Genomic DNA, 25,697 nt, shown 5'->3' on the forward strand with positions numbered 1-25,697 from the left:
CAGCGAAATCGGGCCGTCACAGCCGGTAGATCTGGGTCCATGAGTACCTGGCTGCGAGAACAGACCCTTCCGAGCCCCGTCCACACCGGTGCCGACGGGCGCCGCGCCGACCTCCTCGGGCGGTCGCGGGACCACGGCCCGCGCCACACCTCGCAGGTCACCGCCGACGGCGCCGAGTGGCTCGCGTCCGCCTCCCCGCACCCGGCCGCCACCCTCGCCCGGTGGGGGACCCGTCCCGGCACCCCCGCCGTCCTGCCCTGCGGCACCGTCTTCGACGTGGTGAACGTCCCGGCGATCTTCGGGCGCCGCCTCCTGGACCGGCTGTGGGACGAGGGGCCCGGCTCCGGGCCGGTCGCCGCGCACCTCGGCCGGATGCTGCTGTTCACCGCCCCCGGTACGGGCCAGCGGCTGCCCGCATTGCTCGGCTGGGAGGAGTGGGGCGACGCGGTCCCGCCGCTGCTGTGCCACGGCGTCGGGGACGCGGTCACCATCCCGCCGCCGGCGTCCGGCGCCGCGGAGGGTCCGCGCTGGCTGGTGGCGCCCGACACGCGCTCCCCCTGGCTGCCGGGACCGGAGGTGCTGCTGTGGGCCTGCGTGCGGGTGGCGCGCGCCACATCCGCCGGTGACGTGCGGGTATCGATTTCTCCTGACGTCGACCGGGGTGCTAATGTCTACGACGTCAGCAGGCGCCGCTAGCTCAGTTGGTTAGAGCAGCTGACTCTTAATCAGCGGGTCCGGGGTTCGAGTCCCTGGCGGCGCACAGACGGAGGAAGCCCCTCGCGGAAGCGGGGGGCTTCTTCGTGTGCCCGTCACCGGGTCACGGGGTGATCCTCACCGTCCAGGCGCCCGCCGCCGTCCGGCGCAGGACCTCCACCCGGGTCCCCTCCCCCGGGACGGTGAACGCCTCGCCCTCCGCCAGCGGGGCGTCCGCGAGGGGCGGGTAGACGGAGCGGTCCCGGCACGCCTCCGTCAGCGGGTGCGCGTCCACGACCTCCACGGGTCCCGCGCCCGACTCCGTCTCGCTGCGCACCCGGTAGACCAGTACGCCCTCCGTGCAGGTGTCCCGGTCGTTGCCGACCGCCCCGCGCGCCTCGAACGCGAGGGCGCTGCCCGTGCCCGTGCGGACCACCGCCAGGCGGGTGCCCGGCGCGGCCGGGCCGTCGGTCTCCGCCGCCAGCGGCTGGAGCGTCACCAGCTGCGGGTCCCGTACGCAGCGCACCTGGTGGCCGCCGAGCCAGCCCAGCTTCCACTTGTGCCAGCCGAAGGGCTCCGGGGCCAGCGCGAACTGGCTGCCCATGACGTCCCAGTCGCCGACGTGGGTGTCCCAGTCGCCCTTGCCGTCCGCGGGCCGGTTGTACAGGTCCGGCAGGTCGAAGACGTGGCCCGTCTCGTGGGCCAGGACGTTCCGGTCCGGCGGGTGCCGCTCGAACAGGGTCACCACCCGGTCGATGTCGGTGCCGTCGGCCCGCAGCGGCGTCCGCAGGTTCACGACCTTCGTCGCGTCCGAGTCGACGCCCGGCGCGTCCGGGTCGGTGACCAGGTAGACGATGTCGTACCGCGAGAAGTCGACGACCGGGTCCGCGACGGCCAGCGCGTCCCGCAGGTAAGCGGCCCGCCGGTCCACCGCCCAGTCGCGCCGCACGGCGTACTCCGTGGACGGGCGCGGCATCCGCAGCCAGCCGTGCCGCGGCCGGACGCGCAGCGAGAACCGGCCGTACGAGGCCCGCTCGAAGAACTCGCCGGTCTCCGGGAAGTAGTCGGCGGCGATCGTCTCCGTCGGGTGCGCCGGCACCGCGTCCGGGAACGACAGGAAGACCATGACCGCGTCGAGCGTCCGTTCGGGTCTGGGGTACGCCGTGTTCCAGGTGTCCAGCCCGAGGGAGTGGTGGGCCTCGGTGCGGGGCAGGGCGCACGGGCCGGCCGGCGGTCCGGCCGCGGCGGGCCCCGCGGCGAGGCTCGTCGCGGCGATCGCGAGGAGGGAGAACACCCCCGCGGCCGCGGAGCGCAGACTCGGCCGGTGCACTCCCCCGGGTGGCTGCGCGAGCGACTGCTGACCCTCCACGTCGACCTCCGGGTGCGAGATACGGGACGTCTCCCCACCCTGGGTGATTTTGTGGTGATACGCCCTGTTCCGCTGCACCACTCGGGTGAGCAGCGACACTCCCCGATCACATGAGTCACTTCACTGACAGTCACATCCGTTCAGACCCCGACCGAGCGCCGCCACACCCGCGCAGAAACGATCGGCCGTGTCCCATGGGCGTCCCAGCCGTTGTCCACAGGCCGGAGGAGTCGCTGGAACGGCCCCACGGCAGCCTCTATGATCGGCACACTTCCATGGCTGACCTCGCCCGACCACATCTGTACGTCACAACTGCCCTGCGGGAGCGAGCGGTGAGCGGAACCCCAGAAGGACCGGGACACACGGCAGTCGCACAGCCCTGCACCGCACTCCACGCGACCACGGAGCGTGAGGGCGGGGCGGCGACCGGCCGCGGTCACGGCGGACCCACGGCGTGCTGCCAGCCGCCGCCGCGCCCCGGCCCCGCGCCCGCGCCCGCCGCGGAGCTGCGCGACGTCCACGCCGCGTTCAACGCCGCGCAGCTCCCCATGGCCGTCGTCGACACCGAGGGCCTGGTGGTCAGCGCGAACGACGGGCTGGCCGCCCTCCTCGGCGCGGACGCCGCGTCCCTGCGCCACCGGGCCGCCGCGGACCTCGTCGACCTCGCCGCCGACAACCGCGCCTGGCACGCGTACCGCGAGGTGCTGCGCGGCCACCGCTCCCGCCTCCGCTGCACGCGCCGCCTCAAGCACCCCGACGGGCGGTCCCTGTGGGCGGAGGTCACCGTCGCGCCCGTCCCCCGCAGCCGGCACCTGCTGCTGTCCGTCGCCGACGTCAGCGACCGCCGCGAGCTCCAGGACCGGCTGCGGCACCTGCAGATGCACGACCCGGTGACCCGGCTGCCCAACAGGACCCTGTTCTTCGAGCGCCTCACGTCCGCGCTGGAGAACTCCTCGTACGACTCCTACGACGCGTACGGCGACGGCGACGGCGGGACGGGCCGGATCGGCCTGTGCTACCTGGACCTGGACGGCTTCAAGGCCGTCAACGACACGCTCGGCCACCGGATCGGGGACCAGCTGCTCGCCGCCGTCGCCGCCCGGCTCTCCGAATGCGCCGAGCGCGACGGGTACGCGCGCGGCGGTGGCCACCTGGTGGCGCGGCTCGGCGGCGACGAGTTCGCGATCCTCGTCGAGGACTCGACCGGCACGGAGCAGCTCACGGACCTCGCCGGGGCGGTGCTCGCCGCCGTGCAGCGGCCCTTCGACCTGGCCGGGCAGCGGCTGTCGGTGTCCGCGTCCATCGGCGTCGTCGAGCGGCCCGCGGCGGGCACCACGGTCAACGGCCTGATGCAGGCCGCCGAGACCACGCAGTACTGGGCGAAGGCGGACGGCAAGGCCCGCTGGACGCTGTTCGACCCGGAGCGCAACGCCCACCGCATGACCCGGCAGGCGCTCAGCTCCACGCTCCGCCCCGCCGTCGACCGGGGCGAGTTCACGCTGGAGTACCAGCCGCTGGTGGGCATGGCGGACGGGACGGTCAGCGGCGTCGAGGCGCTGGTCCGCTGGAACCACCCGCGGTTCGGTTCGCTCGCGCCGAATCGGTTCATCGGAATCGCCGAGGAGGACGGCTCCATCGTGCAGCTGGGCCGGTGGGTCCTGCGGACCGCGTGCCGGCAGGCCGGCCGCTGGCGGGCCGACCACCCGGACGCGCCGCCCCTGTTCGTCAGCGTCAACGTCGCCGTGCGCCAGGTGTGGGACTCCGACCTGGTCGCGGACGTCGCGGAGATCCTCGACGAGACCGGCCTCGCGCCGGGGCTGCTGCAACTGGAGCTCACCGAGTCGGCGGTGATGGGCTCGGCCGGGCGCCCCCTCCGGGCGCTGCAGGCGCTCAGCGAGATGGGCGTGCGGATCGCCATCGACGACTTCGGCACCGGGTACTCCAACCTCGCCTACCTGAGCCGGCTGCCCGTGTCGGTGCTGAAGCTCGACGGGTCCTTCGTCCGCGGGTTCCAGGACGAGGCGCACCCGAACCCGGCCGACGAGGTGATCGTCGAGGCGATGGTGGACCTGGCGCACCGGCTGGGGCTGACCGTGACGGCGGAGTGCGTGGAGACCGCCGGGCAGGCGGACCGCCTGCGGAGGATCGGCTGCGACACCGGCCAGGGCTGGTGGTACTCGCGGGCGGTCGCCCCGGAGCGCATCGCCGAGATGATCCGCGGCGGCGGGAGGGTCGCCTGAGGGGGCGGGGCCGCGCCCATGGGAACCGCCCCTGTCCGGGAGGCCGGGGCTCTCCGGGCAGGGGCGGTGGTGTGGGGGGTGGGTTCCGGGTCAGCAGGCGCCGAGGTCCTGCCAGACTCCCCACTCACCGGTGGTGCCGGGCTCCTCGCCGCGCGTCCACCACTTCGCCTTCCACGTACGGCCCTTGTGGGAGGCCTGCGCGCCGCCCGCGTACGAGGCCGCCGCGTCCCACGCCGGGGCCGAGCACGCCGCCGGGCCCGTCGGGGTCGGGGTCGGAGTGGGCGTCGGGGTGGGAGTGGGAGTGGGCGTCGGGGTCGGGTCCGGGGTCTGCGGGGTGCCGCCGACCGCCGCGGCGATCTCGTTCAGCAGCGTGGCCTTCTCGTCCAGGCCGAGCAGCGAGTACATCATCGCGCCCGCCAGACCGCGGCTGTGCGCGTACGCGGCGCGCGCCTGGACGGCCCGCTTGTCCAGGCCGGTGAAGAACTCGCCGTCCTTGTAGAAGTACGAGGCCTTCGCCTGGTCGTCCCAGAAGGTGGTCGCCGGGTTGTCGACGATGCCGCCCAGCTCCTTGTAGTGGGCGATGCCGGCCTGCTGGCTGACCGGGCGGGCCGCCGAGGCGCCGGTCGCGGGCTGCGCCAGGCCGTTCTTCGCGCCGGCGGGGACGCCCTTCCAGCCGCGGTAGTAGAACTCGTAGCCGAGGGTCAGCTTGTTCGCGGGGAAGCCGCCGGCGATGCCGTAGGCGGGCTCCCCGTCGATCCAGGCGTCGATGGCGTCGTCGACCGAGTACTTCTCGGTGCCCGGCGCGATCGGGTCGGTCGGGTCGTCGGCGCCGGAGTACAGCGGCGACTGGTGGTACGTCGGCCCGTCGCCGTCCCAGGCCCCGTGCATGTCGTACGTCATGATGTTCGCGTAGTCGAGGTACGCGCCGATCTTGTCCGTCTCGATGTGCCGGATCTTGTCCTGGCCGGCCGGCAGGGCGGCGGTCAGCAGGTACTTCCTGCCGCCGTGCGCGGCGCCGTACGCGTCGAGTTGCTTGCGGAACTCGGCGAGCAGCAGCGTGAAGTTCCGCTTGTCCTCGGGGCCGTAGTGGTTGCCGAGGTGGCCGCCGTCCGAGCCGGGGTACTCCCAGTCGACGTCGATGCCGTCGAAGATGCCGGCGGCGGTGCCGGGACCGCCGTAGCCGCCCTCGACGGGCAGGTCGCCCTGGATGTACTGCTTGATGCAGGACGAGACGAGCTTCTTGCGGCTCTCCTCGGTCTTCGCCGCGTCGTGGAAGTACTTGGAGTACGTCCAGCCGCCCAGCGAGATGTTGATCTTCAGGTGGGGGTACTTCGCCTTCAGCTCCCTGAACTGGTTGAAGACGCCCACGATCGGCTGGTCCCACTTGTCGGCGACCCCGTCGACGCTGTCGGCGGCCGAGAAGGAGCGCTGGTAGTCGGCGTACGAGTCGCCCGCGCCGTCACCGGCGTTGGGGTTGTTGTCGTCGCCCGCCGCCTTGTTGGCCATGAAGCACGTGTGCTCGGTGGGGTGGATGTTGCCGAACGAGTAGTTGATGACGTCCAGCTTGGCCGCGATGCCCCTCGTGTCGAGGTGCTTGGGGTAGAAGGCGTTGCCGTAGACGCTCCACTGGTCGTAGTAGGCGATCTTCACACCGCCGGTGGAGGCCGCGGAGGAGGTGGTCTCCGCCGCGCGGGCGGTGTCGGGGCCGGCGACGGCGGCCAGCGTGCCGGTGGCGGCGATGGCCAGACCGGTGAGCGCGGCGAGCAGGGGTTTGCGGGCGTGCACGAGCAGCCTCCGGGGGGGGTGAAGCGTGGTACGCGAGCGGAAGTTGACGAATTGATAACCGCCGCGAGAACGCCGCGTCAATGGTCTGCACCAGATGAGGACTAGACCACCCGGCGGGAAAAACCCCTCATCAGAGGCGTGCGAGTGCAAGAAGAACCGCTCGCCACCCAGGGTGACGAGCGGTTTAAGGCTGCCTTAGGAATCTTGTGCGCCGCTTCCCGAGGAGGAACCAGCGCCTCCCATTCCGTACGCGTCCGCGATCAGCTCGTACGAGCGCAGCCGCGCCTCGCCGCCGTGCACGCTGGCCGTGATCATCAGCTCGTCGGCGCCGGTCCGCTCGCGGAGGTCGTCCAGACCGGCCCGCACCTCGTCGGGCGTGCCGTGGACCACGTTCGCCAGCCAGCCGTCGACGAAGTCCCGCTCGGCGGGACCGTACGGGTACGCCTCCGCCTCCTCCGGCGTCGGCACGAGGCCCGGCCGCCCGGTGCGCAGCCGCACCATCGACAGCGCGCCGCTCAGCGCCTGGCGCCGCGCCTCGCGCGGGTCGTCGGCGGCCAGCGCGGAGACGCCGATCAGCGCGTACGGGGCGTCGAGCACGGCGGACGGGCGGAACGACGACCGGTACAGGTCCAGCGCCGGGATCGTGTTGCGGGCCGAGAAGTGGTGGGCGAAGGCGAACGGCAGGCCGAGCGCCCCGGCGAGCCGCGCGCTGAAGCCGGACGAGCCGAGCAGCCACACCGGAGGCCGTCCCACCGGGCCCTGCACCGGCCCCGGGACGGCGTGGATGCGGGCGTAGGGGTGGCCGTCGGGGAAGTCGTCGTCCAGGAACCGGATCAGCTCGGCCAGCTGCTGCGGGAACTCGTCGGCCCCCTCGTCCAGCCGGTCCGCGCGGCGCAGCGCGGCGGCGGTGGCGCCGTCCGTGCCGGGCGCGCGGCCGAGGCCGAGGTCGACCCGGCCGGGGGCCAGCGCCTCCAGGGTGCCGAACTGCTCGGCGACCACGAGGGGCGCGTGGTTGGGCAGCATGACGCCGCCCGAGCCCAGCCGGATGCGGCGGGTGTGGGCGGCGAGGTGGGCGAGGATCACGGCCGGGGACGACGAGGCGACGCCGGGCATCGAGTGGTGCTCGGCCACCCAGTGGCGGTGGTAGCCGCGCCGCTCGGCCAGCCGGGCGATCTCCACGCTGGTGGCGAGGGCGCGCGCGGCGGTGGACCCGCTGCCGACGGTCACCAGGTCCAGTACGGACAGGGGGACGGGGGCGGTGCCGGACGGGGTGCCGCGGACGGGGTCGCCGGCCGCGGCCCGGTCGCCGGGGGCGCCGGGCCCCGCGCCGCCGCCGGCCGTGTCCCCGGCGGGCGGCGGCGCGTCCCGCGTGGGCGCCGGTCCGGGCCGTGCGGCCGTCCCGTCCGCCGCCGTCCCTCGTGTCGCCTCGTCGTCACTCACCTGTGGGGCCCTCCTGCACCTGACGTCTCTACGCCACCGTCTAACAGGAGGGACCATCCGGTTATTCCCCGGGCTCCCACACGTCCTGCGGGCTCCGCCGGACGAACAGCGCGCCCAGCTCGTCCGCCCACGCCCCGTGCCGCTCCGCCAGCCGCAGCCCCTCCCACACCGTGACCAGCGTCCCGGTCAGCACCGGCTTGCCCACCGCGGCCTCCGCCTCCGGCACCTGCGCGACGGTCGGCACGGCCGTGTCCGGCACGAGCACCGCCTCCGCGCGCGGGTCGTCGGCGGCCCGTACCAGCTCGGGCAGCGACAGCCCGCCGTACGCCCGCCGCTCCCCCACCACCTCGACCCCGGCCGCCTCCAGGAACCGCACCACCGCCCCCGCGACCTCCTCGGGATAGGCGCCGGCCACCACCACGCGGGACGCGCCCACCGCCCGTACCGCGTGGGTGAAGCCGATCGCCGTGCTGGAGGCCGGGATGCCCGCCGCCAGCGCGAGCGACCTGGCCTGTTCGCCCGCCGCCTCCCGGCCCTGGGCGAACGTCGCGCTCGCCGACGCCCACACCACCGCGTCGGTGCTGGCCAGCCGCAGCCGCTCCGCGCCGGCGGCGAGCTGCCCGGGGTCGGCGCCGGGTCCCGCGTACACGACGGAGTCGACGCGGATGTCACTGTCCAGCAGCGTCTCGATACGGCGGTAGTCGTCCTCCGGGTGACCCTCCGGGCGGAGAAGTCCGACGGTGGTCATGCAGGCCTCCTGTCCTGAGGGCGTCGATCGGGCACACCCCGCACGGGGCCGGGTGGCCGCGCGCCCATGGCTCGTACAGCTCGTCGCGCAGACAACAGGGAATCAGGAACGGTGAGACGCCGCTCGTCGCTCCCCGGCACGGCGGCGCCCGGCGTGTCGGGCGCCCTCGGTGCCGCCGGGTGCGCCCGCCTCCCGTCCGGGGACGTCCTCGCCCGCCCGAGGTCGCGGGGCACGGTACGGCTCGGCATCGCCGGCGGGGTCTCCTACGGGTACGTCGACGCGCGGGGCGCGTTCACCGGTGAGGCGCCCGGACTCGCCGAGGCCGCCCTCCGCCGCCTCGGCGTCGACCGCGTCCGGCCCGTGGCCACCGGCTTCGGCTCTCTCGTACCGGGCCTCGGCTCCCGGCAGTCCGACGTCGTGTCCGCCGGCGCGTGCGCCCGGGGGGAACGCTGCCGGCAGGTGCTCTTCTCCGATCCCGAGTACCAGATGCTCGACTCCTTCGTCGTGCGGGAGGGCAACCCGCCGGGGCTGCGTTCGTACGCGGACCTGGTGGCGGGGCGGGCCCGCCCCGCCACCGGCTCCGGACACGCCCGGAGCGCCCGTGCCGTGGCCGCCGGGTACCCCGGGAAGGGGCTCGTCATTCTCCGGACCGGGTGGCCGGGGTGAACGCCGTCGAGTCCGGCCGCGTCGACGCCTTCGCGGCGGCCGCCCTCACCCTTCGTCAAGTGGCGCGCGGGAAGGCCCGGGTGAGGGCCCGTCGGGGCGTTCGCCCCCGTCGCCGGCGGGCGCCGCCGGATCGGCGGCGGCGGGTTCGCCTTCCGCCGCACCGGCCGGGAACCGCGGGACGCCTTCGACACCGGCATCCACCGGGCGAAGGAGAGCGGGGAACCGTTCCGCGTCATGCGGCGGTTCGGCTCCACCCGCGCCGAGATGACCGCCCTGACCGCCGAGGAGCCGTGCCGACGGCCGCCGGACTCCGGCAGAACCGGGTCCTGCCCGGCATCCGGGTCACCGTCCGGCTGTTCGTCCCCAGCGCGGCGATCGGCACGGTCGCGGCGTTCGGCGTCGCCCAGGAGACGAATCTCGCCAGGGACATCTCGGACGAGGTTCTCATGTTCGACTCCGGACGCGTGATCGAATCCGGTTCGCCGGAGAGGATCTTCTCCGGCCCGCACCACGAACGCACGCGCGAATTCCTCGGCGCGGTGCTCTGACCTCGCCCTCCTCGGTTCCGCCATGCCTGCGGCATATGCCGGAGGGGCACTCCCCAGCATGCGCGGCGGGACGGGAGGCCCATCTTGCCAACGGGTGGCCCGTAAACGGCCCTTGGCGGTTATCGTGGTACGGAAGCTTGCGGTCACGACCTGGTAGGGGGAACCGTGGCGCTGAAGCCCGAGCCGACCGCGCCGTTCCACTCGGTGCAGTACGCCCTGCGCGTCCTGGAGACGGTGTCCCGGCACGGAGGCGGGGTCACCGACGTGCAGATCGCGCGCGAGACCGGGCTGCCCCCGGCGCACCTGACGCCGCTCCTGCGGATGCTGCGCCGGGAGGGGTACGTCGAGCAGGTCGCCGACGGCGCGTACGTCGTGGGCGACTCACTGGTCCTCCTCGGCTCGGGCGTGACGCGGCGCGAGGCCCTGGAGGCCAAGCTCCAGGAGACGCTCACGGAGCTGCGCGACTCGGTCGGCGCGGCCGTGTACATCAGCCGGTACATCGACGGCGAGGTCAAGATCACGCAGATGGCGGACGGCCCCCACACGCCGAAGGTCAACGAGTGGGTGGACTTCCGCTCGGCGGCGCACGCCAGCGCGGTCGGCAAGTGCCTGCTGACCCAGCTCGACCAGAACGGGCGGCGCGACCGCCTGGCCCGGCACAAGATCGCCCGGCTGACGTCGCGGACGATCACGAGCGAGCGGGTGCTGTTCTCCAAGCTGGACAGCCAGCCGCCGACCGTCCCCGTCCTGGACCTCCAGGAGTACGCGGTGGGCACGGTGTGCGCGGCGGTTCCGCTGACGGCCGGGTCCTCGGTCGGCTGCCTCGCGCTGTCCCTGCCGATCGAGCACGCCCACCGGCTGCGCTCGGCGGCGGACGTCCTGAACCGCAAGGCGGCCCCGGTGGTGCTGTCGCTGGCCCTGTGAGGTCCGGACGGCGCCGTGAGGCCCCGGCGGCACGGGTCGGCTCGGGTGGTGGGAGCGAGTCCGGCAGGGGCCGGGGGTGCCCGTGGGGACGCCGGTGCGGGTGGTGGTCAGGAGCACTCCTGAGGGCCGGGTAGTATTACTCCTGTCAGCAGGCGCCGCTAGCTCAGTTGGTTAGAGCAGCTGACTCTTAATCAGCGGGTCCGGGGTTCGAGTCCCTGGCGGCGCACAGACGGGGAAGGCCCCTCGCGGAAGCGAGGGGCCTTCCTGCTGTCCGGGGTCAGGCGCCCCGCTCCGCGCCGACCGGCAGGGCGTGGCCCGTGTAGAACGCCACCGCCAGGTCCTTCACGAGGTCCTTGCGCTCGTAGTCGTCCAGCTCGACCAAGCCCCGCTCGGTGAGCCGGTGCACCATGTCGTCCACGGCGTCCACGACCGAGCCGAGGACCGCGTCGCGGTGCTGGGCGTCGATCGCCGCGATCCGGCGGCGCCACATCGCGGCCGCGATCTCCGGGGCGTACTCGATGCGGGTCGGCTGCACCGAGAAGACCTCGACACCGATCGGGTCGCACTCGGCGGCCACCATCCGCGTCATCGCCTCCCCGACCCCGTCGGCGTCCCGCAGCGTCGGGGAACCGCCGTGGAACACGTCGGCGGGAAGCCGGGACAGCACGCGGGCGAGGGCCGCCTCCACCTGTTCGCGCAGGTACCGCTCGTGGTCGGCGACGGCGAGCGCCGCACGGACCGTGTCCTGGATCCGCCACACCACCAGGACGACGACGCGCAGGGCCGTGCCGTTCGCGTCGACGGCCGGGAGCGGTTCGCTGCGCCAGTGGCGGAGGCGCACGTCGAGGTGGCGGCGCAGCAGCAGGGGGCTCACCCACAGCAGGCCGGCGCGGCGCACCGTGCCCCGGTAGTCGCCGAACAGGGTGAGGACGAAGGCGTTCCCGACCCGGCCGCGCACCAGCCCGCCGAACGCCAACAGCGCCAGCAGCACACCGGCCGCCAGCAGCACGACGGTGCCCGGGGTGAGGCCCCGGTACGGCCGGAACGGCAGGCCCAGCAGCGGGCCCACGTCCTCGGGCAGGGCGCCCGACCACCAGGCGGCGACCCCGCACCCGGCGAGGGCCAGGGCACCGGCGACCAGCCCCGCCCATCCGGGCAGGACGGCCCCCTCCCGCTCGACGAGCTCCCCGTCGGCCGGGGCCCACCCCCGCCGCACCCCGGCGTGCCTCCCCCGCCGGGCCCCCTTCGCCCGCGTGCCGGCGTCCCGGGTCCGCCCACCGGCCTCCCCGGTCCGCGCACCGGCGGGCCCACCGCCCGGCCCGCCCCCGGCCCGCCCGGCACCGCTTCCGCCACGGGCGCGCCGGGAGCCGGTGGCGCCGTGGGAGCCGGGGAGGCGAGCGGGGCTGGTGAGGTCGATGGGCTGGGTGAGGTCCATGGGCCGGGTGAGGCTGGCGCCGGGTGAGGCCTCGGCCCCGAAGCCCGCGGCGGGACGGGTCCGGGGCGTGGTCCCGGGGGTACGGGTCCCGGGGGTGCGGACCCCTTCGGTGCGGCTCCCGCCGGTGCGGATCCCGGTGTCGGTGTCCGCCGGAGGGGTGAGCCCCACGGGGGCGGTGTGCGGTGCCGCTCCCGCCGCGGGGGCGGTCCCGGCGGCCGGCGCCCCGAAGTGCACGGTCCCGGCGGGGGCCGGGCCATCGTGGCCACCGGCGGTTCCGTCCGGGCGCGCCGGCCGGTCGGCGCCCGGACCGGACGAGTCCCCCGGCCGCCCACCGGAGCCCGGACCGGTCGTGTCCCCCGGCTGTCCGGGCCGCCCGGCGGAGTCCGGCGCGTGGGAGGCGACGCCCCCGCCCGCGAGCACGGGTTCCGCGAGGAACGGCCCGGCGGGAGGCGCGGCCCCGGCGGCGCCCGTCCCGTCCGGGGCCGCGGGCCCACCGGCGTGGAGCGCCCGGGCCGGACCCGGATCGCCGGGAGGAAGCTGCTCCGCTCGGTACGGTCCGTCGGCGGGGAGCGGCCCGGTACGGCCGGGTCCACCGGTGCGGGGCGGCCCGGTCCGGTCCGGTGCGGCGGGGGCGTCCGGAGCCGCCGTCCTGTCCTCCACCGGTTCGCCCGCACGCACCGCACCGGTGACCCCGGGGCCCTCGGGGCTCCTGGCCTCCCCGGCGGCGGGGGCGTGCGGGCCGAAGTCCGTTCCGTCCCCGTGCCCGGCGGTGTCCGGTCCGTCGGCGCGCGCGGCCAGGGCCGCCTCCCCCGTCGGGTCGGCGGGGGCTGCATCGGGCGACCGCCGGTCCGGTCCGGCGGCGTGCTCCCCCGGCGGCGTCGTCCCGCCGGGTTCCGAAGACGCGTCGGGGCCGCCCGCCCGTGCGGGGTCCGCCGCCGGGGCGGTGGAGGGCGCCGGTTCGTGCCCGGGTCCGTCCGGCCCCCCGGTCGTCGCCGGGCGGGGCGGGGTGGCGGGGGTGCGGGGGTCGGCGTCCGGCGGCTGCCGGTGGGCAGGCGCGACGGTGCTGTTCGCCGGCGGCCGCGGCACGGGCCCGTCCGGAGCCGTGGCCGTGGCCGTGGCCTCTGGAGTCGAAGCCACAGCCGCAGCTGAAACCGCGGCCGGAGCGGAGGCCGTGGCCGTGCCGGGTGGGGCGGGGGGCTGCTCGGGTGCGGGGCCCGGTGCCCCGGCTTCCGGCTCCGTGCCCGTGGGCTCCGCCGTGCCCGGCTCGGCGGCCGGGCCGGAGTGCGGTGCCTCCGGCCGGGGGGCGGGTGCCGGGGCCGGGGGCTTGGGCGGAGGGGCCGCCTCCCGGGTGCGCTGCGCCGCCGACGGCCGGGGCGGGGATTCCGTACGGGGGCCCTCGACCACGACGGACGGGGTCGGCTGGAGCAGGTTGGGGACCTCCACCGGGGGCGGGGGCGTCCTGCGGGTGTGGTGCTCGGTCATCGGAAGAGCCGCCTCCATGTCTCCGGGCCCGGGTAGCCGTTGGCCGCGCCGCCGCGCCAGCCCTGGGCGCGCTGGAAGTCCTGGACGTTGCGCCGGTCCGCCTCGCTCCAGCGGCGGTTCGGCCCGGTGCGGTAGTGCTTGCCGTAGCCGCGCCGCACCAGCTGCCGGCCCAGCGCCTCGACGTGCTGGTTCGCCTGGCCCGGCCGGAAGTGGCCCCGCCCCGGGTACGGGGGCGGCGACTGGCCCGCGACCGGCGGGATGTCCCGGCCCCGGCCGGTGGTGAGCAGGCGCCACGTGTGCGGCCCCGGCAGTCCGTTCGCCTCCGCGCCGCGCCAGCCCTGCGCCCGCTGGAACGCCGCCGTCGCCCTGCGGTCCGCCTCCGACCAGGCGAAGCCCGGCCCCTTGTCGTAGAAGCGGGCGCCGCCGCGCTCGACGAGCATCCGGCCCAGGCGGGTGACGTGCGCGTTGGCCGCGCCCGGGCCGAAGCGCCGGGCGCCCGGGAAGGCCGACGACGGGGGGTCGCCGCCCACGGACAGGTCGTCGGCGACGACGCCGAGGTAGCGGTAGCCGACGTACCGGTCGGAGTTCGTCCAGTACGCCAGCGGTGTCGCCTGCCGGCGGGCGTGCGGCTTCGTCTGCTCGTACGCGATGTAGTGGGTGCGCCGCTGGTCCGTCCACCCGCCGAAGATCGTGACGTGGGAGCCCTTGGTGGGATTGTCGGGGTTGTGGAACAGCAGGATGTCGCCCGGCTGGAGGTCCGCCCAGGCGATCTTCGTGCCGTAGCGGTGCAGGCTGCCGGTCCACTCGTTGGCGGGCAGCTTCCACGCCATGGAGACGTAGCCGGAGCAGTCCTGGCGGTAGCCGTCCGTCCAGTACTTCTCCATGGAGTACGGGACCTTCTCGGCGACCCAGCGCTTGGCCCGTTCGATGATGCCGGTACGGGTGATCGTGGGCAGCGGCGCCGTCACGACGGAGCCGGTCGCCGGGCCCGTCAGGGGGAAGCCGTGCAGCCCGGTCGTACCGCCCTGGGGGGTCTCCGGGCCGGGCTCGTCCGTGTCGCGGCCCGCCGGTCCTGCCGGGTGGAGCGGCCCCGCCGGGTGGGCGGCGCCGCCCGCGGCGGGTGCGCCGCCCCCCAGGACGACGCCCGCCGCGGTGAACAGGACGAGGGCGCGCCGGGCGCCGTGCGCGGCGGGGTGCCCGCCCGCCCGGACGGCCCGGCGGAGCACGAGCTCCCGCCGTCGCCGGGCGCAGCCGGGGCAGGGGCAGTCGGCGGCGGGCTCGTACTCCTCGAAGACCGGAACGGGCATGCGGTTCCCCTCGACGTTCGACGAGATCTCTCCGTGCATACCGCATTTTGACCGCCAAAAGGGAAGAAACGACCATCCGACAGGCGCGGAGGGGCGGGAAATTCTCGGCCGGGCGAGCGGGTGGTCGGGAGCACCCCCCGGGGTCGGGTAAAGTTGTCCAGGTCAGCAGGCGCCGCTAGCTCAGTTGGTTAGAGCAGCTGACTCTTAATCAGCGGGTCCGGGGTTCGAGTCCCTGGCGGCGCACAGACGGAGGAAGCCCCTCGCGGAAGCGGGGGGCTTCTTCGTGCGCCCGCCGCCGAACCGCCACCGAGCCGCCACCGGGCCGCCGCCGGCCGGCGCACTGCGGCTCAGCGGACCGCCGTCAGGTACGCCGAGACGACCACGTTCGCCGTGTACGTGGCCGTCCGCCGGTCGAAGGTGCCGCCGCAGGTGATCAGGCGGAGCTCCGCGCGGGCCGCGTCGCGCGGGCCGTACACCCGGTGGGCGTCGAAGGCGTGCCGCGAGAAGACCCGCACGTCCTCCACCGTGAACTCCGCGACGGTGCCGTCCGCGCGGCCCACCCGCACGACCGCGCCCGGCCGGGCGGTGCTCAGGCGGTGGAAGACCGCGGGCCGGGTCTCGGTGTCGGCGTGGCCGACGAGGAGCGCGGTGCCGCGGGCGCCGGGCGCGGTGCCGGCGGCGTACCAGCCGACCGTCCCCGGCGTCTCGTACGGCGGTGCCTCGACCGCGCCGGACGCCTCCAGGCCGCGTTCCACGACCGGGGCGCCGATGCCGAGCGACGGCATGTCCAGCCGCTGCGGGCGGGACGGCCCGACCGGTTCGCGCGGGGGCGGCAGCGGCACGCCGCGGGGGCGGCCGACCGCGGCGACGTCCCCGGTCGTGGGGGCGGACAGGCCGCCCTGCCCGGCGGTGACCTCCTTGCCCCACAGCCACATCAGGACCAGGACGAGCGCCCAGACCAGGCCGACGGCCATCCGGCCGGCGCCGGACGCGGCGCGCGGGGGCGGCGCCGCGGTCACGGGCGGTCCGCGCCCGGTCCGCGGCGGCGGCGGCGCGCGGAGCGCACCGCGACGGCGACGGCGGCGGCCGCGGCGAGGACCAGGCCGATGACGGTGTGCCGGGTGCCCGGTCCCTGTTCGGCGACGCCCGGGGCGTCCGCGACCGGGTGTTCGGCGACGCTCGGCATGTCCGGGGTCGGCCATTCGGCGGCGCTCGGCATGTTCGGGGCGGGCAGGGCGGCGCCCCCTCCGCCGGCCCTGACGGGGGCGTGGGGGCTGGGTGGCGGCGCCGGTTCGACGTGGACGCGTCCGGCGCCGCGGTGGTCGCGGCCGGCGCAGACGACGGTCAGCGGGTACGTGCCGGTCGCCGTCCCCGACCGGACGGTCGTGTCGCCGTGCAGGGCGCCGCCCTCGCCGCCGGTGCGCCCGGACAGCTGCACGTCCGCGACGAACGCCTCGGACCGGACCGTCCCGCCCGGCCCCGCACAGCCCTCGACGCGGACGTCCACGTCGCCGCCGGGTGCCACGTCCGCCGGGGCGACCACGGCGGTGACCCGCGCCTCCGGCGGGTCGCCCGCCGCCAGGGCGGGGCCGGCCGCCGGGACGAGCGCGAGGACGGCCGCCGCCGCGGCACGGAGAGCAGCCACACCTGAACGCATCGTGAACCTCCTCGTAGGAGAAGGTTCACCCGGATCACCGCTCCCCGCATCCGCAGCGGCCTCCCCGGCCGGCGTCCACCGGGCGGCGGGCGGCCCCGGCTCCCGGACGGTCGGATCCGGTGGGCCGGGTGCGGTGGGCCGGGTGCGGTCGGTCGGATCCGGTCGGTCAGATCCGGTCGACCAGGTCGGCGATGGAGTCGACGACCGACGAGGGGCGGAACGGGTAGCGGTCCACGTCCGCCGGCGTGGTGAGCCCGGTGAGGACGAGGAAGGTCTCCATGCCGGCCTCCAGCCCGGCCAGCACGTCCGTGTCCATCCGGTCGCCGATCATGGCGCTGGTCTCGGAGTGGGCGCCGATCGCGTTCAGCCCGGTCCGCATCATCAGCGGGTTCGGCTTGCCCGCGAAGTACGGGTCGCGGCCGGTCGCCTTGGTGATCAGCGCGGCGACCGAGCCGGTCGCCGGGAGGGGGCCCTCGGTGGACGGGCCGGTCTCGTCCGGGTTGGTGCAGATGAAGCGGGCGCCGCCGTTGATCAGCCGGATCGCCTTGGTGAGGGCCTCGAAGCTGTACGTGCGGGTCTCGCCGAGGACCACGTAGTCCGGGTCGTGGTCGGTGAGGACGTACCCGATGTCGTGCAGCGCCGTCGTCAGCCCCGCCTCGCCGATGACGTACGCGGTGCCGCCGGGCCGCTGGTCGTCGAGGAACCGGGCCGTGGCCAGCGCCGACGTCCAGATGTTCTCCACCGGCACGTCCAGGCCCATGCGGTACAGCCGGGCGTGCAGGTCGCGGGCCGTGTAGATGGAGTTGTTGGTGAGGACGAGGAAGGGCCTCTCGTTGTCCCGCAGCTTCCTGATGAAAGCGTCGGCGCCGGGGATCGGCACGCCCTCGTGGATGAGGACGCCGTCCATGTCGGTCAGCCAGGATTCGATCGGCTTGCGCTCTGCCATGGGGCGGGACTCCTGCCGTACAGATACCGCGTCTTGCGTGCTGGGGGCGCCGCGACAGCGCTGTGGCGGCGCCCCCAGGGTAATCACGATGTGCGGATCCCGACCCCGTCGATCACCCGGTGCCGGACGTCCTCCCGTGGCGCCGCCGTCCGTCGCGGCGGCCGGCGGTTCACCCCAGGCGGGTGGTGAAGCTGAAGCGGTCCCCGCGGTAGAGGCTGCGGACGCGCTCCAGGGGCCGGCCCTCGGTGTCGCGGGACAGCCGGTGCAGCAGCAGCATGGGCAGCGCGGGCGGGGTGCCCACGAGCAGTGCCTCGCGCGGGGTGGCGAGGACGGTCTCGATGCGCTCGTCGGCGTCGCCGAAGCCGGTGCCCAGGCGCTCGCGGAGGTACGTGTGGAACGACGAGTCCGGATCGAACTCGACGTCCAGGCGCGGGGCCCGGGCGACGGCCGCGTACGTGCTCTCCAGGCCGATGCGCTCGTCGTCGGCGAGGAGGACGCGCTCCATGTGCCAGACGGCCTCCCCCTCCGCGAGGTCCAGGTCGGCGGCGAGCGGGGCGGGGGCGGGGAACCGTTCGAGCGTCACGAGCCGCCGTCCGGGCCGGTGCCCCTGCCCGCGGACGCCCTGGGCGCGGCCGGCCGGGGCGAGCGGCTGCTCCAGCTTGGGCCCGGCGACGACCCTCCTGCGCCCCCGCCGCCGCAGCCGCCCCTCCAGCAGCAGCTCGCGCAGCGCCTGCCGCACGGTCTCCCGCGACACCCCGTACCGCACGGCGAGGTCCCGTTCGGCGGGCAGCGCCCCGCCCTCCCCCAACTCCTCGACGAGCAGCGCGACCTGCGCCTTGACCGCGTAGTACTTCGGCACCCGCCCGTGCTCGGGCACCCCGGAGCGCACGGGGGCGCCCGGTGCCGGATGACTCGGATGTCCCACACGGCGATGCTCCCAGGCCCAGGTGAACGCGGGACTGCGGTGACGCTACGACCGGTCCGGGCGCGTCAGCCGCGCCGGCGGGCGCGGGACCGGGGGCGGCGCCGGGCGAGGGCGACGACTCCCGCGCCGAGGGCGAGGCAGGCGGCGGCCGCCGCGGCGAGGGGGAGGAGGGGGGCGGCGCGGCGGCCCGTGCCGGCCAGTTCCTCCGGGGAGGCGGTCCGGGACGGCCGGGGGCCGGTGAGGGTGAAGCGGTAGGGCGGGGACGTGCCGACCCAGTCGCCGTCGTCGCCCCTGCGCTGCACCACCGCCGCGGCGGCCGTCATCTCGTCCGGGTGGGTGCCGGCCGCGAAGGCGAGGTGCACCGGGACGCGGACGGTGCCGGACGGCGGGACGGTGAAGCCGGCGAAGGCCCGGTCGGTGTCGTCGTCGAGGACGCCGACGACCTCGCGGCGGTCGGTGTGCTCCACGCGCACCGGGCGCGGGTCGCCGCCGGCCGCGGTGGAGAACCCCATCCGGACCCCCGCCGGGACGAGCCGGCCCGACGCGTCGGTGAGGACGATCACCGGATGGATGTTGCGGCACGGCTGCCGGGTGGTGTTGGTCAGCTCGACGTACCAGGTGCGGGGCGCCGCGCCCGGTTCGTACGCCGCCGGGCCGCCGGTGATGCGGGTGCGGAGCGGGAAGACCGCGGCCGCCCGGTCGCCGCAGCTCGGCTCGCGGCCGGCGACCGACACGTCGGCGCGCGGTCCGGCGGGGGCGGCCGGGGCCGGGGACGGGACCGCGAGGACGGCCAGCGCCGCCGAGGCGGCCAGGGCGGTACGCACGCGCATGGGGACTGCCTTCGCTGCTCGCCGGGCGGTCGTCCCCGGATGCCTTCCACCGGTGCGGCGCCCTCCCCCGCCCGTACGGCGGAATGCGCCCGATCGGCCCAGCGGCCGAGCGGGCGGGGCGGCGGCCTGTCGGGGTGACGGCTTGTCGGGGCGGTGACTGTCGGGGTGACGGCTTGTCGGGGCGGTGACTGTCGGAGCGGAGGCTGTCGGGGTGACGGCTTGTCGGAGCGGTGGCTGTCGGAGCGGTGACCGGCCGAGACCGGGTGGCCCGTCGTGGGCGGTGACGCGGCCGGGTCAGAGGCCGAAGACCGGGGCCAGGACCAGCTGGGCCGCGCCCTCCGCGACCAGGTGCGGGGTCCCGGGGGCCGGGGCGGCGGGCACCGCGGGCTCGCCCGTGCGGCGGGCGCGTTCCGCGAGCGCGGCGCCCACGCCCCGGACGAACGGCTCCGGCGCCGCCGCCACGACCCGGCCGCCCAGCAGGACCCGGTCGATGTCCAGCAGTCCCGCCAGGTTCGCGGCGCCGACGCCCAGGACGCGAGCCGCCCCGTCCAGGTCGCCGCGGGCGACGGCGGCCAGGCACAGGGCCTCCAGGCAGCCCCGGCCGCCGCACCCGCACGCGACGCCGTCCAACTGCACCGTCTGGTGCCCGAACTCGCCCGCGCCGGTCCGCGCGCCCCGGTGCAGCGCGCCGCCCAGGACGAGGCCGGCGCCCAGCCCCGTGCCGACGTGGACGTACGCGAACGACCCCGCGCCCGGCTCCCGCAGCGCCAGCGCCAGGGCCGCCGCGTTGGTGTCCTTGTCGAGCGCCACGGGCGGCGCGTCGCCCGGCCGCCCGGACAGGGCGTCGCGCAGGGCCCCGCGCAGGGCCTCGCGCAGCGGGAAGCCGTCCCACGCGGGGAAGCCCGTCACCCGGTGCGGCACCCCGGTGGCGTGGTCGAGCGGCCCCGGCATGGCCACGCCGACGCCCATGAGCGTGCCGCCGCCGCGCAGCGCGGCCACCTCGGCGGCGGCCGCCGCCAGTACGTCCGCGGGGCCGGCGCCCAGGTCCAGGGCGCCGGTGCGCGCCGCGACGGTCACGCCCGCCAGGTCGACCAGGACGGCGGTCAGCCGGTCCCGGTCCAGGTGCAGGCCCACCGCGTGGGCGGCGTCCGGGACGAGGCGCAGCAGCGTGCGGGGCTTGCCGCCGGTGGACGGGCCGCGCCCGGCCTCGGCGGCGAGGCCCTCCTCCCGCAGCCGGGCGGTGATCTTGCTGACGGCCTGCGGGGTGAGCCCGGTCCGCTCGGCGACCTCCAGCCGGCTCACCCCGTCCCCGCCGGCCGCGCGGAGCAGGCCGAGGACGCGGGCGGTGTTGTGGCTGCGCAGGCCGGAGAGGTTCACGTCCGCATTGTGGGGCCCTGGCTTGCGGTAACGCAACAGCGTTGCTTAAGTAGCGGGCATGAGCACTCCTCCTCCCCTGCGCGTCGGTCTCGTCGGCTACGGCCTGGCCGGTTCCGTCTTCCACGCCCCGCTGATCGCCGCGACCGGGGGCATGGTGCTCGACACGGTCGTCACCGCGAACGAGGAGCGCCGCCACCAGGCCCGCGCCGAGTTCCCGGACGTGCGCCTGGCCGCGTCGCCGGACGAGCTGTGGGCGCGGGCGGACGAGCTGGACCTGGTCGTCGTCGCGTCCCCGAACAAGACGCACGTGCCGTTCGCGACGGCCGCGCTGGAGGCCGGTCTGCCGGTCGTGGTCGACAAGCCCGTCGCCGGCACGGCGGCCGAGGCACGGGCCCTGGGGGCGCTGGCGGCGCGGAGGGGCCTGCTGTTCTCCGTCTTCCAGAACCGCCGCTGGGACAGCGACTTCCTCACCCTGCGGGCCCTCCTGGAGAGCGGCGAGCTGGGCGGCGTGCAGCGCTTCGAGTCCCGGTTCGAGCGGTGGCGGCCGCGGCCGAAGGGCGGCTGGCGGGAGTCGGGCGCCCCGGAGGAGATCGGCGGGCTGCTGTACGACCTGGGCAGCCACGTCGTGGACCAGGCCCTGGTGCTGTTCGGCCCGGCGGTGCGGGTGTACGCGGAGGCGGACGTACGGCGGCCGGGCGCCGAGGCGGACGACGACACGTTCCTCGCCCTCACCCACGCGGGCGGGGTGCGCTCGCACCTGTACGTCAGCGCGACGACGGCCCAGCTGGGCCCGCGCTTCCGGGTGCTGGGCGAGCGGGGCGGCTTCGTGAAGTACGGGCTCGACCCGCAGGAGGCGGCGCTGCGCGAGGGCGCCCGGCCGGTCGCCGGGGAGCCCTGGGGCATGGAGCCGGAGGAACTGTGGGGCCGGGTCGGCGCGGGCGAGTCGCCGGTGACGGGCGGCGGACGGCCGGTGCCGTCGCTGCCGGGCGACTACCCGGCGTACTACGCGGCGGTGGCCGCCGCCCTGCGCGACGGCACGGCCCCGCCGGTCACCGCCGAGCAGGCCGCGGCGGCGCTCGACGTCCTGGAGGCGGCGCGGCGCTCGGCCCGCGAGGGCGTGACGGTCGAGCTGGCCTGACCACCGGCCCGAAGGCGTGACGGTCGAGCCGGCCTGACCACCGGCCCGAAGGCGGCCGGCCGCGGCGGACCGCACCGGCCGGCCGGGTGCCCCCGCGCGGGGGCACCCGGCCGGCCCCGCCCTCAGGCGTCCTTCAGCTCCTGCCGCTGGCGGCCCAGCCCGTCGATCTCCAGTTCCACCACGTCCCCCGCCCGCAGGTACGGCTTCGGTTCCGGCCGGCCCATGGCGACGCCGGCGGGCGTGCCGGTGTTGACGACGTCGCCCGGGTGGAGCGTCATGAAGTGGCTGACGTAGCGGACGACCTCCCCGACCGGGAAGATCTGGTCCGCCGTGCTGCCGTCCTGCTTCAGCTCGCCGTTCACCCACAGGCGCAGCCGCAGGTCCTGCGGGTCGGGCACCTCGTCGGCGGTGACGAGCCAGGGGCCCAGGGGGTTGAACGTCTCGCAGTTCTTCCCCTTGTCCCAGGTGCCGCCGCGCTCGAGCTGGAACTCCCGCTCCGACACGTCGTGCGCGACCGCGTACCCGGCGACGTGGGCCAGGGCCTCCTGCGCCGAGTCCAGGCGGCGGGCCGTACGTCCGATGACCACGGCCAGCTCGACCTCCCAGTCCGTCTTGCGGCTGCCGCGCGGGACGAGCACGGTGTCGTGCGGGCCGACGACCGTGTCGGCCGCCTTCAGGAAGACGACCGGCTCGACGGGCGGTTCGGCGCCCGTCTCGCGCGCGTGGTCGTGGTAGTTCAGCCCGATGCACACGACCTTGCCGATCCGGGCGACCGGCGGGCCGATCCGCAGCCCCGCGGCGTCCAGCGGGGGCAGGACGCCCGCCCCCGCGGCCGCCCGGAGGCGGTCCAGCGCGGCGGCGTCGGAGAGCAGGGCCGGGTCGACGTCCGTGACGAGGGCGGACAGGTCGCGCAGGGTGCCGTCCTGGTCGAGCAGGGCGGGACGCTCGGCGCCCGCCGGTCCGACGCGCAACAGCTTCATGGTCTCTCTCCCTGGTGGTCGAGGTGTGCCCCGGCCGATGGGGTGCGGCCATCGTCAGGATCGGCTGATCCTCCAAGACATCCGATCATCCCCGCAAGCCCGTGTTCACGTACCGGACCGCCGCCCGGCCCCGCGCCCGGCCGCGTCCGGGGACCCGCCACCGGCGCCGCGTTCCGGGCGGTGCAGCACGGCTCGCTCGCCCGCGCTCCAGGTCGTGCTGGTCACCACGTACAGCGCGGCCGCCAGCGGGACGACGGCGACGGTCACGAGCGTCGCGAACGACAGCAGCGGCGCGAACCGCAGCACCTGCCCCATGCCGGGCACGGCCGGGTCCGCCGGCACCTCGCCCAGCTGCGTCCGGGTGCTGCGGTAGGTGTACGTGGCGACGGCGGCGACCAGGGCGAACAGCGCCAGGTACACCAGCCCGGTCTGCCCCAGGAGGCCGTCCCCCGCCAGGGCGTCCGTCCACCGGCCGCCCAGGGGCGCGCCCAGCAGGGAGTGGCCGGACAGCTCGTCGCGGGAGAAGAGGTGGTACAGCAGGAAGAAGACCGGCGCCTGGAGGAGGCCCGGCAGGCACCCGGCGAGCGGCGACACCCGCTCGCGCGCGTGGAGGTCGAGCACGGCCCGCTGGAGGCGGTCCGGGTCCTTGGCGTACTTCTTCCGCAGCGCCGCGATCTGCGGCGCGAGCCGGGCGCGGGCCCGCTGGCCGCGCGCGGCGGCGACGGCGAGCGGGAGGAGCGCGGTGCGGACGAGGAGGGTGAGCAGGACGATCGCGGCGGGAGCCGGGACGAGCCCGGAGAGCCACGTGAGGAAAGCCACGCATGCGGACAAGGGAGACCCCTGAGTCGTCGTGCCGTCGTGCCGACGGCCAGGCCGGAGTGAGGAACACGCGGCGTGGCGGCGGAGCGGGCGGGACGGGACGCGCGGACGGGGGGACCCGTCCGAGGGTCAGAGCGCCGCGACCGTGACCGCCGCCGGGAGGCGGCGGCCGGGGGCCCTGGGACGCCGGCGCCCCGAGGCGTCGGGGTCGCGCTGCGGCAGGAACGCGGTGCGCCGGTCCCGGTCGCGCAGGGCGGTGCGCACCCGCGTGGGCGGCACGGACGGGACGCTGCGGGCGCTGACGACGGCGCAGGCGACGAGCGCGGCGGCGGCGAGGGCCACGGCGGAGAGGGAGGGGCCGTCCGCCAGGAGGACGACGGCGAGGAGGAGCGGCAGCAGCAGGCGCAGGAACGTCCCGTACACGCCGCCTCCCCTCCCGTACACACGACTGTTCTCCCCGTCACCGTACAGGAGTTCACCCCTCGGGCGCCCCGGCGCCCCCGCGCGCCCGACCGGTCCGCCCGCAACCCCACCGGAGGCGGGGCGCACAGCAGTACGGTGGTGACCATGCGCCTCGACACGCCTGCTGACCACACCAACGAAGCCGAGCGCCTGCTGCGCACCGCGGAGCAGTACCCCGGGGACCGCGAGCCGCTGCTCCTGCGGGCGGCCGCGCACCTGGAGCTGGCCGGCGACCGCGCCCGAGCGACGGCGCTGTACGACACGCTGCTGTCCTCGCCGCCCGAGCCGGACAACCCGCACCTGGTGCGGGCGCTGAAGGCGGCGAACCTGTGGGAGTACGGCCACGAGGCGGAGGCCCGCGTCATCATCGACGGCCTGCGGGCGACGACGCCGACGGACGCGGCGGCGTGGGAGATCGCCGGGCAGGCGCTGGAGGCCCACGACGAGCTGGAGGCGTCGGAGGAGACGCTGACGGCGGCGGCGCAGGCGCTGGTGCCGCTGCCGCACGAGCAGGAGGTGCCGTACGCGGCGCAGTCGCTGCTCACCTCGCGCCACCGGGTGCGGCGCCTGCTGGCGCGGGAGCACGACGACTGGGACGTCCTGGCGGACCGGTTGCACACGGGCGCGGTTCCGCTGGACGAGCTGCACGACCCGAAGCGGACCTGGGCGCTGGGCTCGTCGGACCCGGCGGAGCTCCAGGCGGAGATCACCCGCCTGCGCAGCGAGCTCGGCTCGTACCGCACGGCCCTGTCCCGCCCGTTCCCGGTCGCCGTCCTGCTGTGGCCGCGGGAGGAGCTGGCCGAGCTGCTGGCGGCCTATCCGGAGCTGGAGGCCGAGTACCCGACGCACGAGGCGCACCTGACGGACCTGGAGGCCTCCCTGCGGGAACTGGCCGCGGCGGGCACGCCGAACCTGGGTGTCGTGCAGGGCACGGTCCCGTCGTACGAGGCGTTCGCCGCCTCCGAGGGGGCCTCCCCGTCCCAGGCGGCGCTCCTGCCCCAGTACGCCACGACCCTCGCCGCCCGCGGCCGCGCCCTCCCCTGGCCCCCGCACCGCACCGCCCCCTGCTGGTGCGGCTCGGGCGCCCCCTACGCCGACTGTCACGGCAAGGCGCAGCTGTAGGGCGGGCACACCCCTCGGCCACGGGAACACCCGTTCGCCTTTTCCTGGCGTCCCGGGTCCAGTAGTTTCACTCTGAACCATCACTGGTGGCTCGGCCGTCCCCCCACGCACCCCAGTCCCGTGTGCCCGAGGGAGACCCCTGTCCATGAGCAACCCGTACCAGCAGCCCCACACCCCGCCCCCGGCGCCCGCGACGCAGCGTCCGCTCCACCGCATGAAGCGCGTGTGGGGCGGCGGGCTGCTCCTCCTGCTGATCGGCGGCGGCTGCGGGGCGATGGGCGACTCGGGCGGCGCCGAGCCGGCGGCCGAAACCGCCGCGCCCGCCGCCACGGTGACCGCCACGGCCACCGTCACCGCCTCGCCCCCCGCGCCGGCCTCCGCGAAGCCCGCCCCGACCGTCACCGTCACCACCACCGCCACCGCGACGGCGACCATGACGGCCACCGCCACGGTCACCCGGGAGGCCCCCGCCGACGGCGACGGGTCGAGCGGCGGCGGCACGTCCGGCGGTGGTACGTCCGGCGGCGGCAGCGTCTTCTACGACAACTGCTCCGCGGCCCGCGCGGCCGGCGCCGCCCCGGTCCGCCTCGGCGACCCGGGCTACGGCCGCCACCTCGACCGCGACGGCGACGGCGTCGGCTGCGAGGGCTGACCTCCGCACCCCACCCACGCCCACGTTCGTGTCCGTGCCGCCGGGAGTCCCGGCGGGGGCCGTCCGGAGGGCGTCGCCCGCCGGACGGGCGGGCGCCCGGGGCCCGGAGCCGGGACGGGGTTAGCCTCGGGGTGTTGTCGATGTGGCAGGAG

At 76.1% G+C, this 25,697-nt stretch carries 21 protein-coding genes, 3 tRNA genes and 2 pseudogenes; 11 read left to right on the forward strand and 15 right to left on the reverse strand.

The genetic code is table 11. From position 1 onward, the window contains the following. Nucleotides 1–39 precede the first annotated feature (39 nt). Both IE106_RS22445 and IE106_RS22450 read left to right on the forward strand, forming a co-directional pair. Nucleotides 40–696, forward strand: a complete 657-nt coding sequence (locus IE106_RS22445; RefSeq protein ID WP_189536923.1) for a hypothetical protein — start codon at nucleotides 40–42, stop codon at nucleotides 694–696. Beyond that, a tRNA-Lys gene (locus tag IE106_RS22450) sits at nucleotides 687–760 on the forward strand. The genes IE106_RS22445 and IE106_RS22450 overlap by 10 nt, the downstream gene beginning before the upstream one ends. A gap of 57 nt (nucleotides 761–817) precedes the next feature. On the opposite strand, the gene IE106_RS22455 is transcribed toward IE106_RS22450, so the two are convergent. Then, nucleotides 818–2,062 (reverse strand): M6 family metalloprotease domain-containing protein, encoded by a 1,245-nt coding sequence (locus IE106_RS22455; RefSeq protein WP_189536925.1) that lies wholly within the window; start codon nucleotides 2,060–2,062, stop codon nucleotides 818–820. 548 nt (nucleotides 2,063–2,610) lie between these two features. On the opposite strand from IE106_RS22455, the gene IE106_RS22460 reads away from it, so the two are divergent. Continuing rightward, nucleotides 2,611–4,302: a putative bifunctional diguanylate cyclase/phosphodiesterase gene (locus IE106_RS22460; RefSeq protein ID WP_229840708.1), complete on the forward strand. Its 1,692-nt coding sequence runs from the start codon at nucleotides 2,611–2,613 to the stop codon at nucleotides 4,300–4,302. A 90-nt stretch (nucleotides 4,303–4,392) separates the two neighbouring features. Here the strand turns inward: IE106_RS22460 and IE106_RS22465 are convergent, their stop codons facing one another. From IE106_RS22465 to IE106_RS22475, 3 genes are all read right to left on the reverse strand, one after another. Next, nucleotides 4,393–6,087, reverse strand: a complete 1,695-nt coding sequence (locus IE106_RS22465) for a glycosyl hydrolase family 18 protein (RefSeq protein WP_229840692.1) — start codon at nucleotides 6,085–6,087, stop codon at nucleotides 4,393–4,395. A 195-nt stretch (nucleotides 6,088–6,282) separates the two neighbouring features. After that, nucleotides 6,283–7,332 carry an LLM class flavin-dependent oxidoreductase gene (locus IE106_RS22470; RefSeq protein ID WP_229840709.1) on the reverse strand — a complete coding sequence of 350 codons (1,050 nt, stop codon included), beginning with the start codon at nucleotides 7,330–7,332 and terminating at the stop codon, nucleotides 6,283–6,285. 256 nt (nucleotides 7,333–7,588) lie between these two features. Continuing rightward, complete coding sequence (locus IE106_RS22475; protein ID WP_189536929.1) at nucleotides 7,589–8,275, reverse strand: aspartate racemase/maleate isomerase family protein; 687 nt, start codon at nucleotides 8,273–8,275, stop codon at nucleotides 7,589–7,591. A 66-nt stretch (nucleotides 8,276–8,341) separates the two neighbouring features. Here IE106_RS22475 and IE106_RS22480 point away from each other — a divergent pair. The 4 genes and pseudogenes from IE106_RS22480 to IE106_RS22495 all read left to right on the forward strand — a co-directional run. Then, nucleotides 8,342–9,235, forward strand: a pseudogene (locus IE106_RS22480) (transporter substrate-binding domain-containing protein); the annotation flags it as partial. 104 nt (nucleotides 9,236–9,339) lie between these two features. Further along, nucleotides 9,340–9,489, forward strand: a pseudogene (locus tag IE106_RS22485) (L-cystine ABC transporter ATP-binding protein YecC); the annotation flags it as partial. A gap of 165 nt (nucleotides 9,490–9,654) precedes the next feature. After that, the gene (locus IE106_RS22490) at nucleotides 9,655–10,413 is read left to right on the forward strand and encodes an IclR family transcriptional regulator (protein ID WP_189536932.1); all 759 of its coding nucleotides are present in this window, start codon (nucleotides 9,655–9,657) and stop codon (nucleotides 10,411–10,413) included. A 152-nt stretch (nucleotides 10,414–10,565) separates the two neighbouring features. Then, a tRNA-Lys gene (locus tag IE106_RS22495) sits at nucleotides 10,566–10,639 on the forward strand. A gap of 51 nt (nucleotides 10,640–10,690) precedes the next feature. Here the strand turns inward: IE106_RS22495 and IE106_RS22500 are convergent. Both IE106_RS22500 and IE106_RS22505 read right to left on the reverse strand, forming a co-directional pair. After that, nucleotides 10,691–11,629, reverse strand: a complete 939-nt coding sequence (locus IE106_RS22500) for an SPFH domain-containing protein (RefSeq protein ID WP_229840693.1) — start codon at nucleotides 11,627–11,629, stop codon at nucleotides 10,691–10,693. A 1,697-nt stretch (nucleotides 11,630–13,326) separates the two neighbouring features. Continuing rightward, nucleotides 13,327–14,637 carry a peptidoglycan-binding protein gene (locus IE106_RS22505; protein ID WP_189537015.1) on the reverse strand — a complete coding sequence of 437 codons (1,311 nt, stop codon included), beginning with the start codon at nucleotides 14,635–14,637 and terminating at the stop codon, nucleotides 13,327–13,329. Between the two features lie 169 nt (nucleotides 14,638–14,806). Between IE106_RS22505 and IE106_RS22510 the strand changes: the two genes are divergently transcribed. Next, nucleotides 14,807–14,880 (forward strand) — tRNA-Lys (locus IE106_RS22510). 104 nt (nucleotides 14,881–14,984) lie between these two features. On the opposite strand, the gene IE106_RS22515 is transcribed toward IE106_RS22510, so the two are convergent. From IE106_RS22515 to IE106_RS22540, 6 genes are all read right to left on the reverse strand, one after another. Next, nucleotides 14,985–15,611: a class F sortase gene (locus IE106_RS22515; protein ID WP_189537016.1), complete on the reverse strand. Its 627-nt coding sequence runs from the start codon at nucleotides 15,609–15,611 to the stop codon at nucleotides 14,985–14,987. 41 nt (nucleotides 15,612–15,652) lie between these two features. After that, nucleotides 15,653–16,282 carry a hypothetical protein gene (locus IE106_RS22520; protein ID WP_229840694.1) on the reverse strand — a complete coding sequence of 210 codons (630 nt, stop codon included), beginning with the start codon at nucleotides 16,280–16,282 and terminating at the stop codon, nucleotides 15,653–15,655. Between the two features lie 178 nt (nucleotides 16,283–16,460). Then, nucleotides 16,461–17,240: an HAD-IIA family hydrolase gene (locus tag IE106_RS22525; RefSeq protein WP_189536937.1), complete on the reverse strand. Its 780-nt coding sequence runs from the start codon at nucleotides 17,238–17,240 to the stop codon at nucleotides 16,461–16,463. A gap of 169 nt (nucleotides 17,241–17,409) precedes the next feature. Beyond that, complete coding sequence (locus IE106_RS22530) at nucleotides 17,410–18,165, reverse strand: GntR family transcriptional regulator (protein WP_189536939.1); 756 nt, start codon at nucleotides 18,163–18,165, stop codon at nucleotides 17,410–17,412. Nucleotides 18,166–18,230: 65 nt separating this feature from the next. Further along, nucleotides 18,231–18,995: a hypothetical protein gene (locus tag IE106_RS22535; RefSeq protein WP_189536941.1), complete on the reverse strand. Its 765-nt coding sequence runs from the start codon at nucleotides 18,993–18,995 to the stop codon at nucleotides 18,231–18,233. 294 nt (nucleotides 18,996–19,289) lie between these two features. Then, the gene (locus tag IE106_RS22540; RefSeq protein WP_189536943.1) at nucleotides 19,290–20,372 is read right to left on the reverse strand and encodes an ROK family transcriptional regulator; all 1,083 of its coding nucleotides are present in this window, start codon (nucleotides 20,370–20,372) and stop codon (nucleotides 19,290–19,292) included. Nucleotides 20,373–20,430: 58 nt separating this feature from the next. Between IE106_RS22540 and IE106_RS22545 the strand changes: the two genes are divergently transcribed. Further along, nucleotides 20,431–21,510: a Gfo/Idh/MocA family oxidoreductase gene (locus tag IE106_RS22545; protein ID WP_189536944.1), complete on the forward strand. Its 1,080-nt coding sequence runs from the start codon at nucleotides 20,431–20,433 to the stop codon at nucleotides 21,508–21,510. Between the two features lie 122 nt (nucleotides 21,511–21,632). On the opposite strand, the gene IE106_RS22550 is transcribed toward IE106_RS22545, so the two are convergent. The 3 genes from IE106_RS22550 to IE106_RS22560 form a co-directional block, all read right to left on the reverse strand. Then, on the reverse strand, nucleotides 21,633–22,490 hold the full coding sequence (locus IE106_RS22550) for a fumarylacetoacetate hydrolase family protein (RefSeq protein WP_189536946.1): 858 nt from the start codon (nucleotides 22,488–22,490) through the stop codon (nucleotides 21,633–21,635). A 105-nt stretch (nucleotides 22,491–22,595) separates the two neighbouring features. Next, on the reverse strand, nucleotides 22,596–23,309 hold the full coding sequence (locus IE106_RS22555; RefSeq protein WP_229840695.1) for a YidC/Oxa1 family membrane protein insertase: 714 nt from the start codon (nucleotides 23,307–23,309) through the stop codon (nucleotides 22,596–22,598). Between the two features lie 129 nt (nucleotides 23,310–23,438). Further along, nucleotides 23,439–23,732, reverse strand: coding sequence for a DUF6412 domain-containing protein (locus tag IE106_RS22560; protein ID WP_189536950.1), 294 nt, complete (start codon nucleotides 23,730–23,732; stop codon nucleotides 23,439–23,441). 144 nt (nucleotides 23,733–23,876) lie between these two features. On the opposite strand from IE106_RS22560, the gene IE106_RS22565 reads away from it, so the two are divergent. Both IE106_RS22565 and IE106_RS22570 read left to right on the forward strand, forming a co-directional pair. After that, nucleotides 23,877–24,893 carry an SEC-C domain-containing protein gene (locus IE106_RS22565; RefSeq protein ID WP_189536952.1) on the forward strand — a complete coding sequence of 339 codons (1,017 nt, stop codon included), beginning with the start codon at nucleotides 23,877–23,879 and terminating at the stop codon, nucleotides 24,891–24,893. A 145-nt stretch (nucleotides 24,894–25,038) separates the two neighbouring features. Then, entirely contained in the window at nucleotides 25,039–25,545 is a 507-nt protein-coding gene (locus tag IE106_RS22570; RefSeq protein WP_229840696.1) for an excalibur calcium-binding domain-containing protein, read from the forward strand. Nucleotides 25,546–25,697 lie beyond the last annotated feature (152 nt).

The organism is Streptomyces roseolilacinus (assembly GCF_014649335.1).
Taxonomy (GTDB): domain Bacteria; phylum Actinomycetota; class Actinomycetes; order Streptomycetales; family Streptomycetaceae; genus Streptomyces; species Streptomyces roseolilacinus.

Coding starts and splice junctions, on each gene's coding strand:
- IE106_RS22445 (WP_189536923.1), top strand. CDS start 40: ATGAGTACCTGGCTGCGAGAACAGACCCTTCCGAGCCCCGTCCACACC.
- IE106_RS22460 (WP_229840708.1), top strand. CDS start 2,611: ATGGCCGTCGTCGACACCGAGGGCCTGGTGGTCAGCGCGAACGACGGG.
- IE106_RS22475 (WP_189536929.1), bottom strand. CDS start 8,275: ATGACCACCGTCGGACTTCTCCGCCCGGAGGGTCACCCGGAGGACGAC.
- IE106_RS22505 (WP_189537015.1), bottom strand. CDS start 14,637: ATGCCCGTTCCGGTCTTCGAGGAGTACGAGCCCGCCGCCGACTGCCCC.
- IE106_RS22515 (WP_189537016.1), bottom strand. CDS start 15,611: ATGGCCGTCGGCCTGGTCTGGGCGCTCGTCCTGGTCCTGATGTGGCTG.
- IE106_RS22525 (WP_189536937.1), bottom strand. CDS start 17,240: ATGGCAGAGCGCAAGCCGATCGAATCCTGGCTGACCGACATGGACGGC.
- IE106_RS22535 (WP_189536941.1), bottom strand. CDS start 18,995: ATGCGCGTGCGTACCGCCCTGGCCGCCTCGGCGGCGCTGGCCGTCCTC.
- IE106_RS22545 (WP_189536944.1), top strand. CDS start 20,431: ATGAGCACTCCTCCTCCCCTGCGCGTCGGTCTCGTCGGCTACGGCCTG.
- IE106_RS22550 (WP_189536946.1), bottom strand. CDS start 22,490: ATGAAGCTGTTGCGCGTCGGACCGGCGGGCGCCGAGCGTCCCGCCCTG.
- IE106_RS22565 (WP_189536952.1), top strand. CDS start 23,877: ATGCGCCTCGACACGCCTGCTGACCACACCAACGAAGCCGAGCGCCTG.
- IE106_RS22570 (WP_229840696.1), top strand. CDS start 25,039: ATGAGCAACCCGTACCAGCAGCCCCACACCCCGCCCCCGGCGCCCGCG.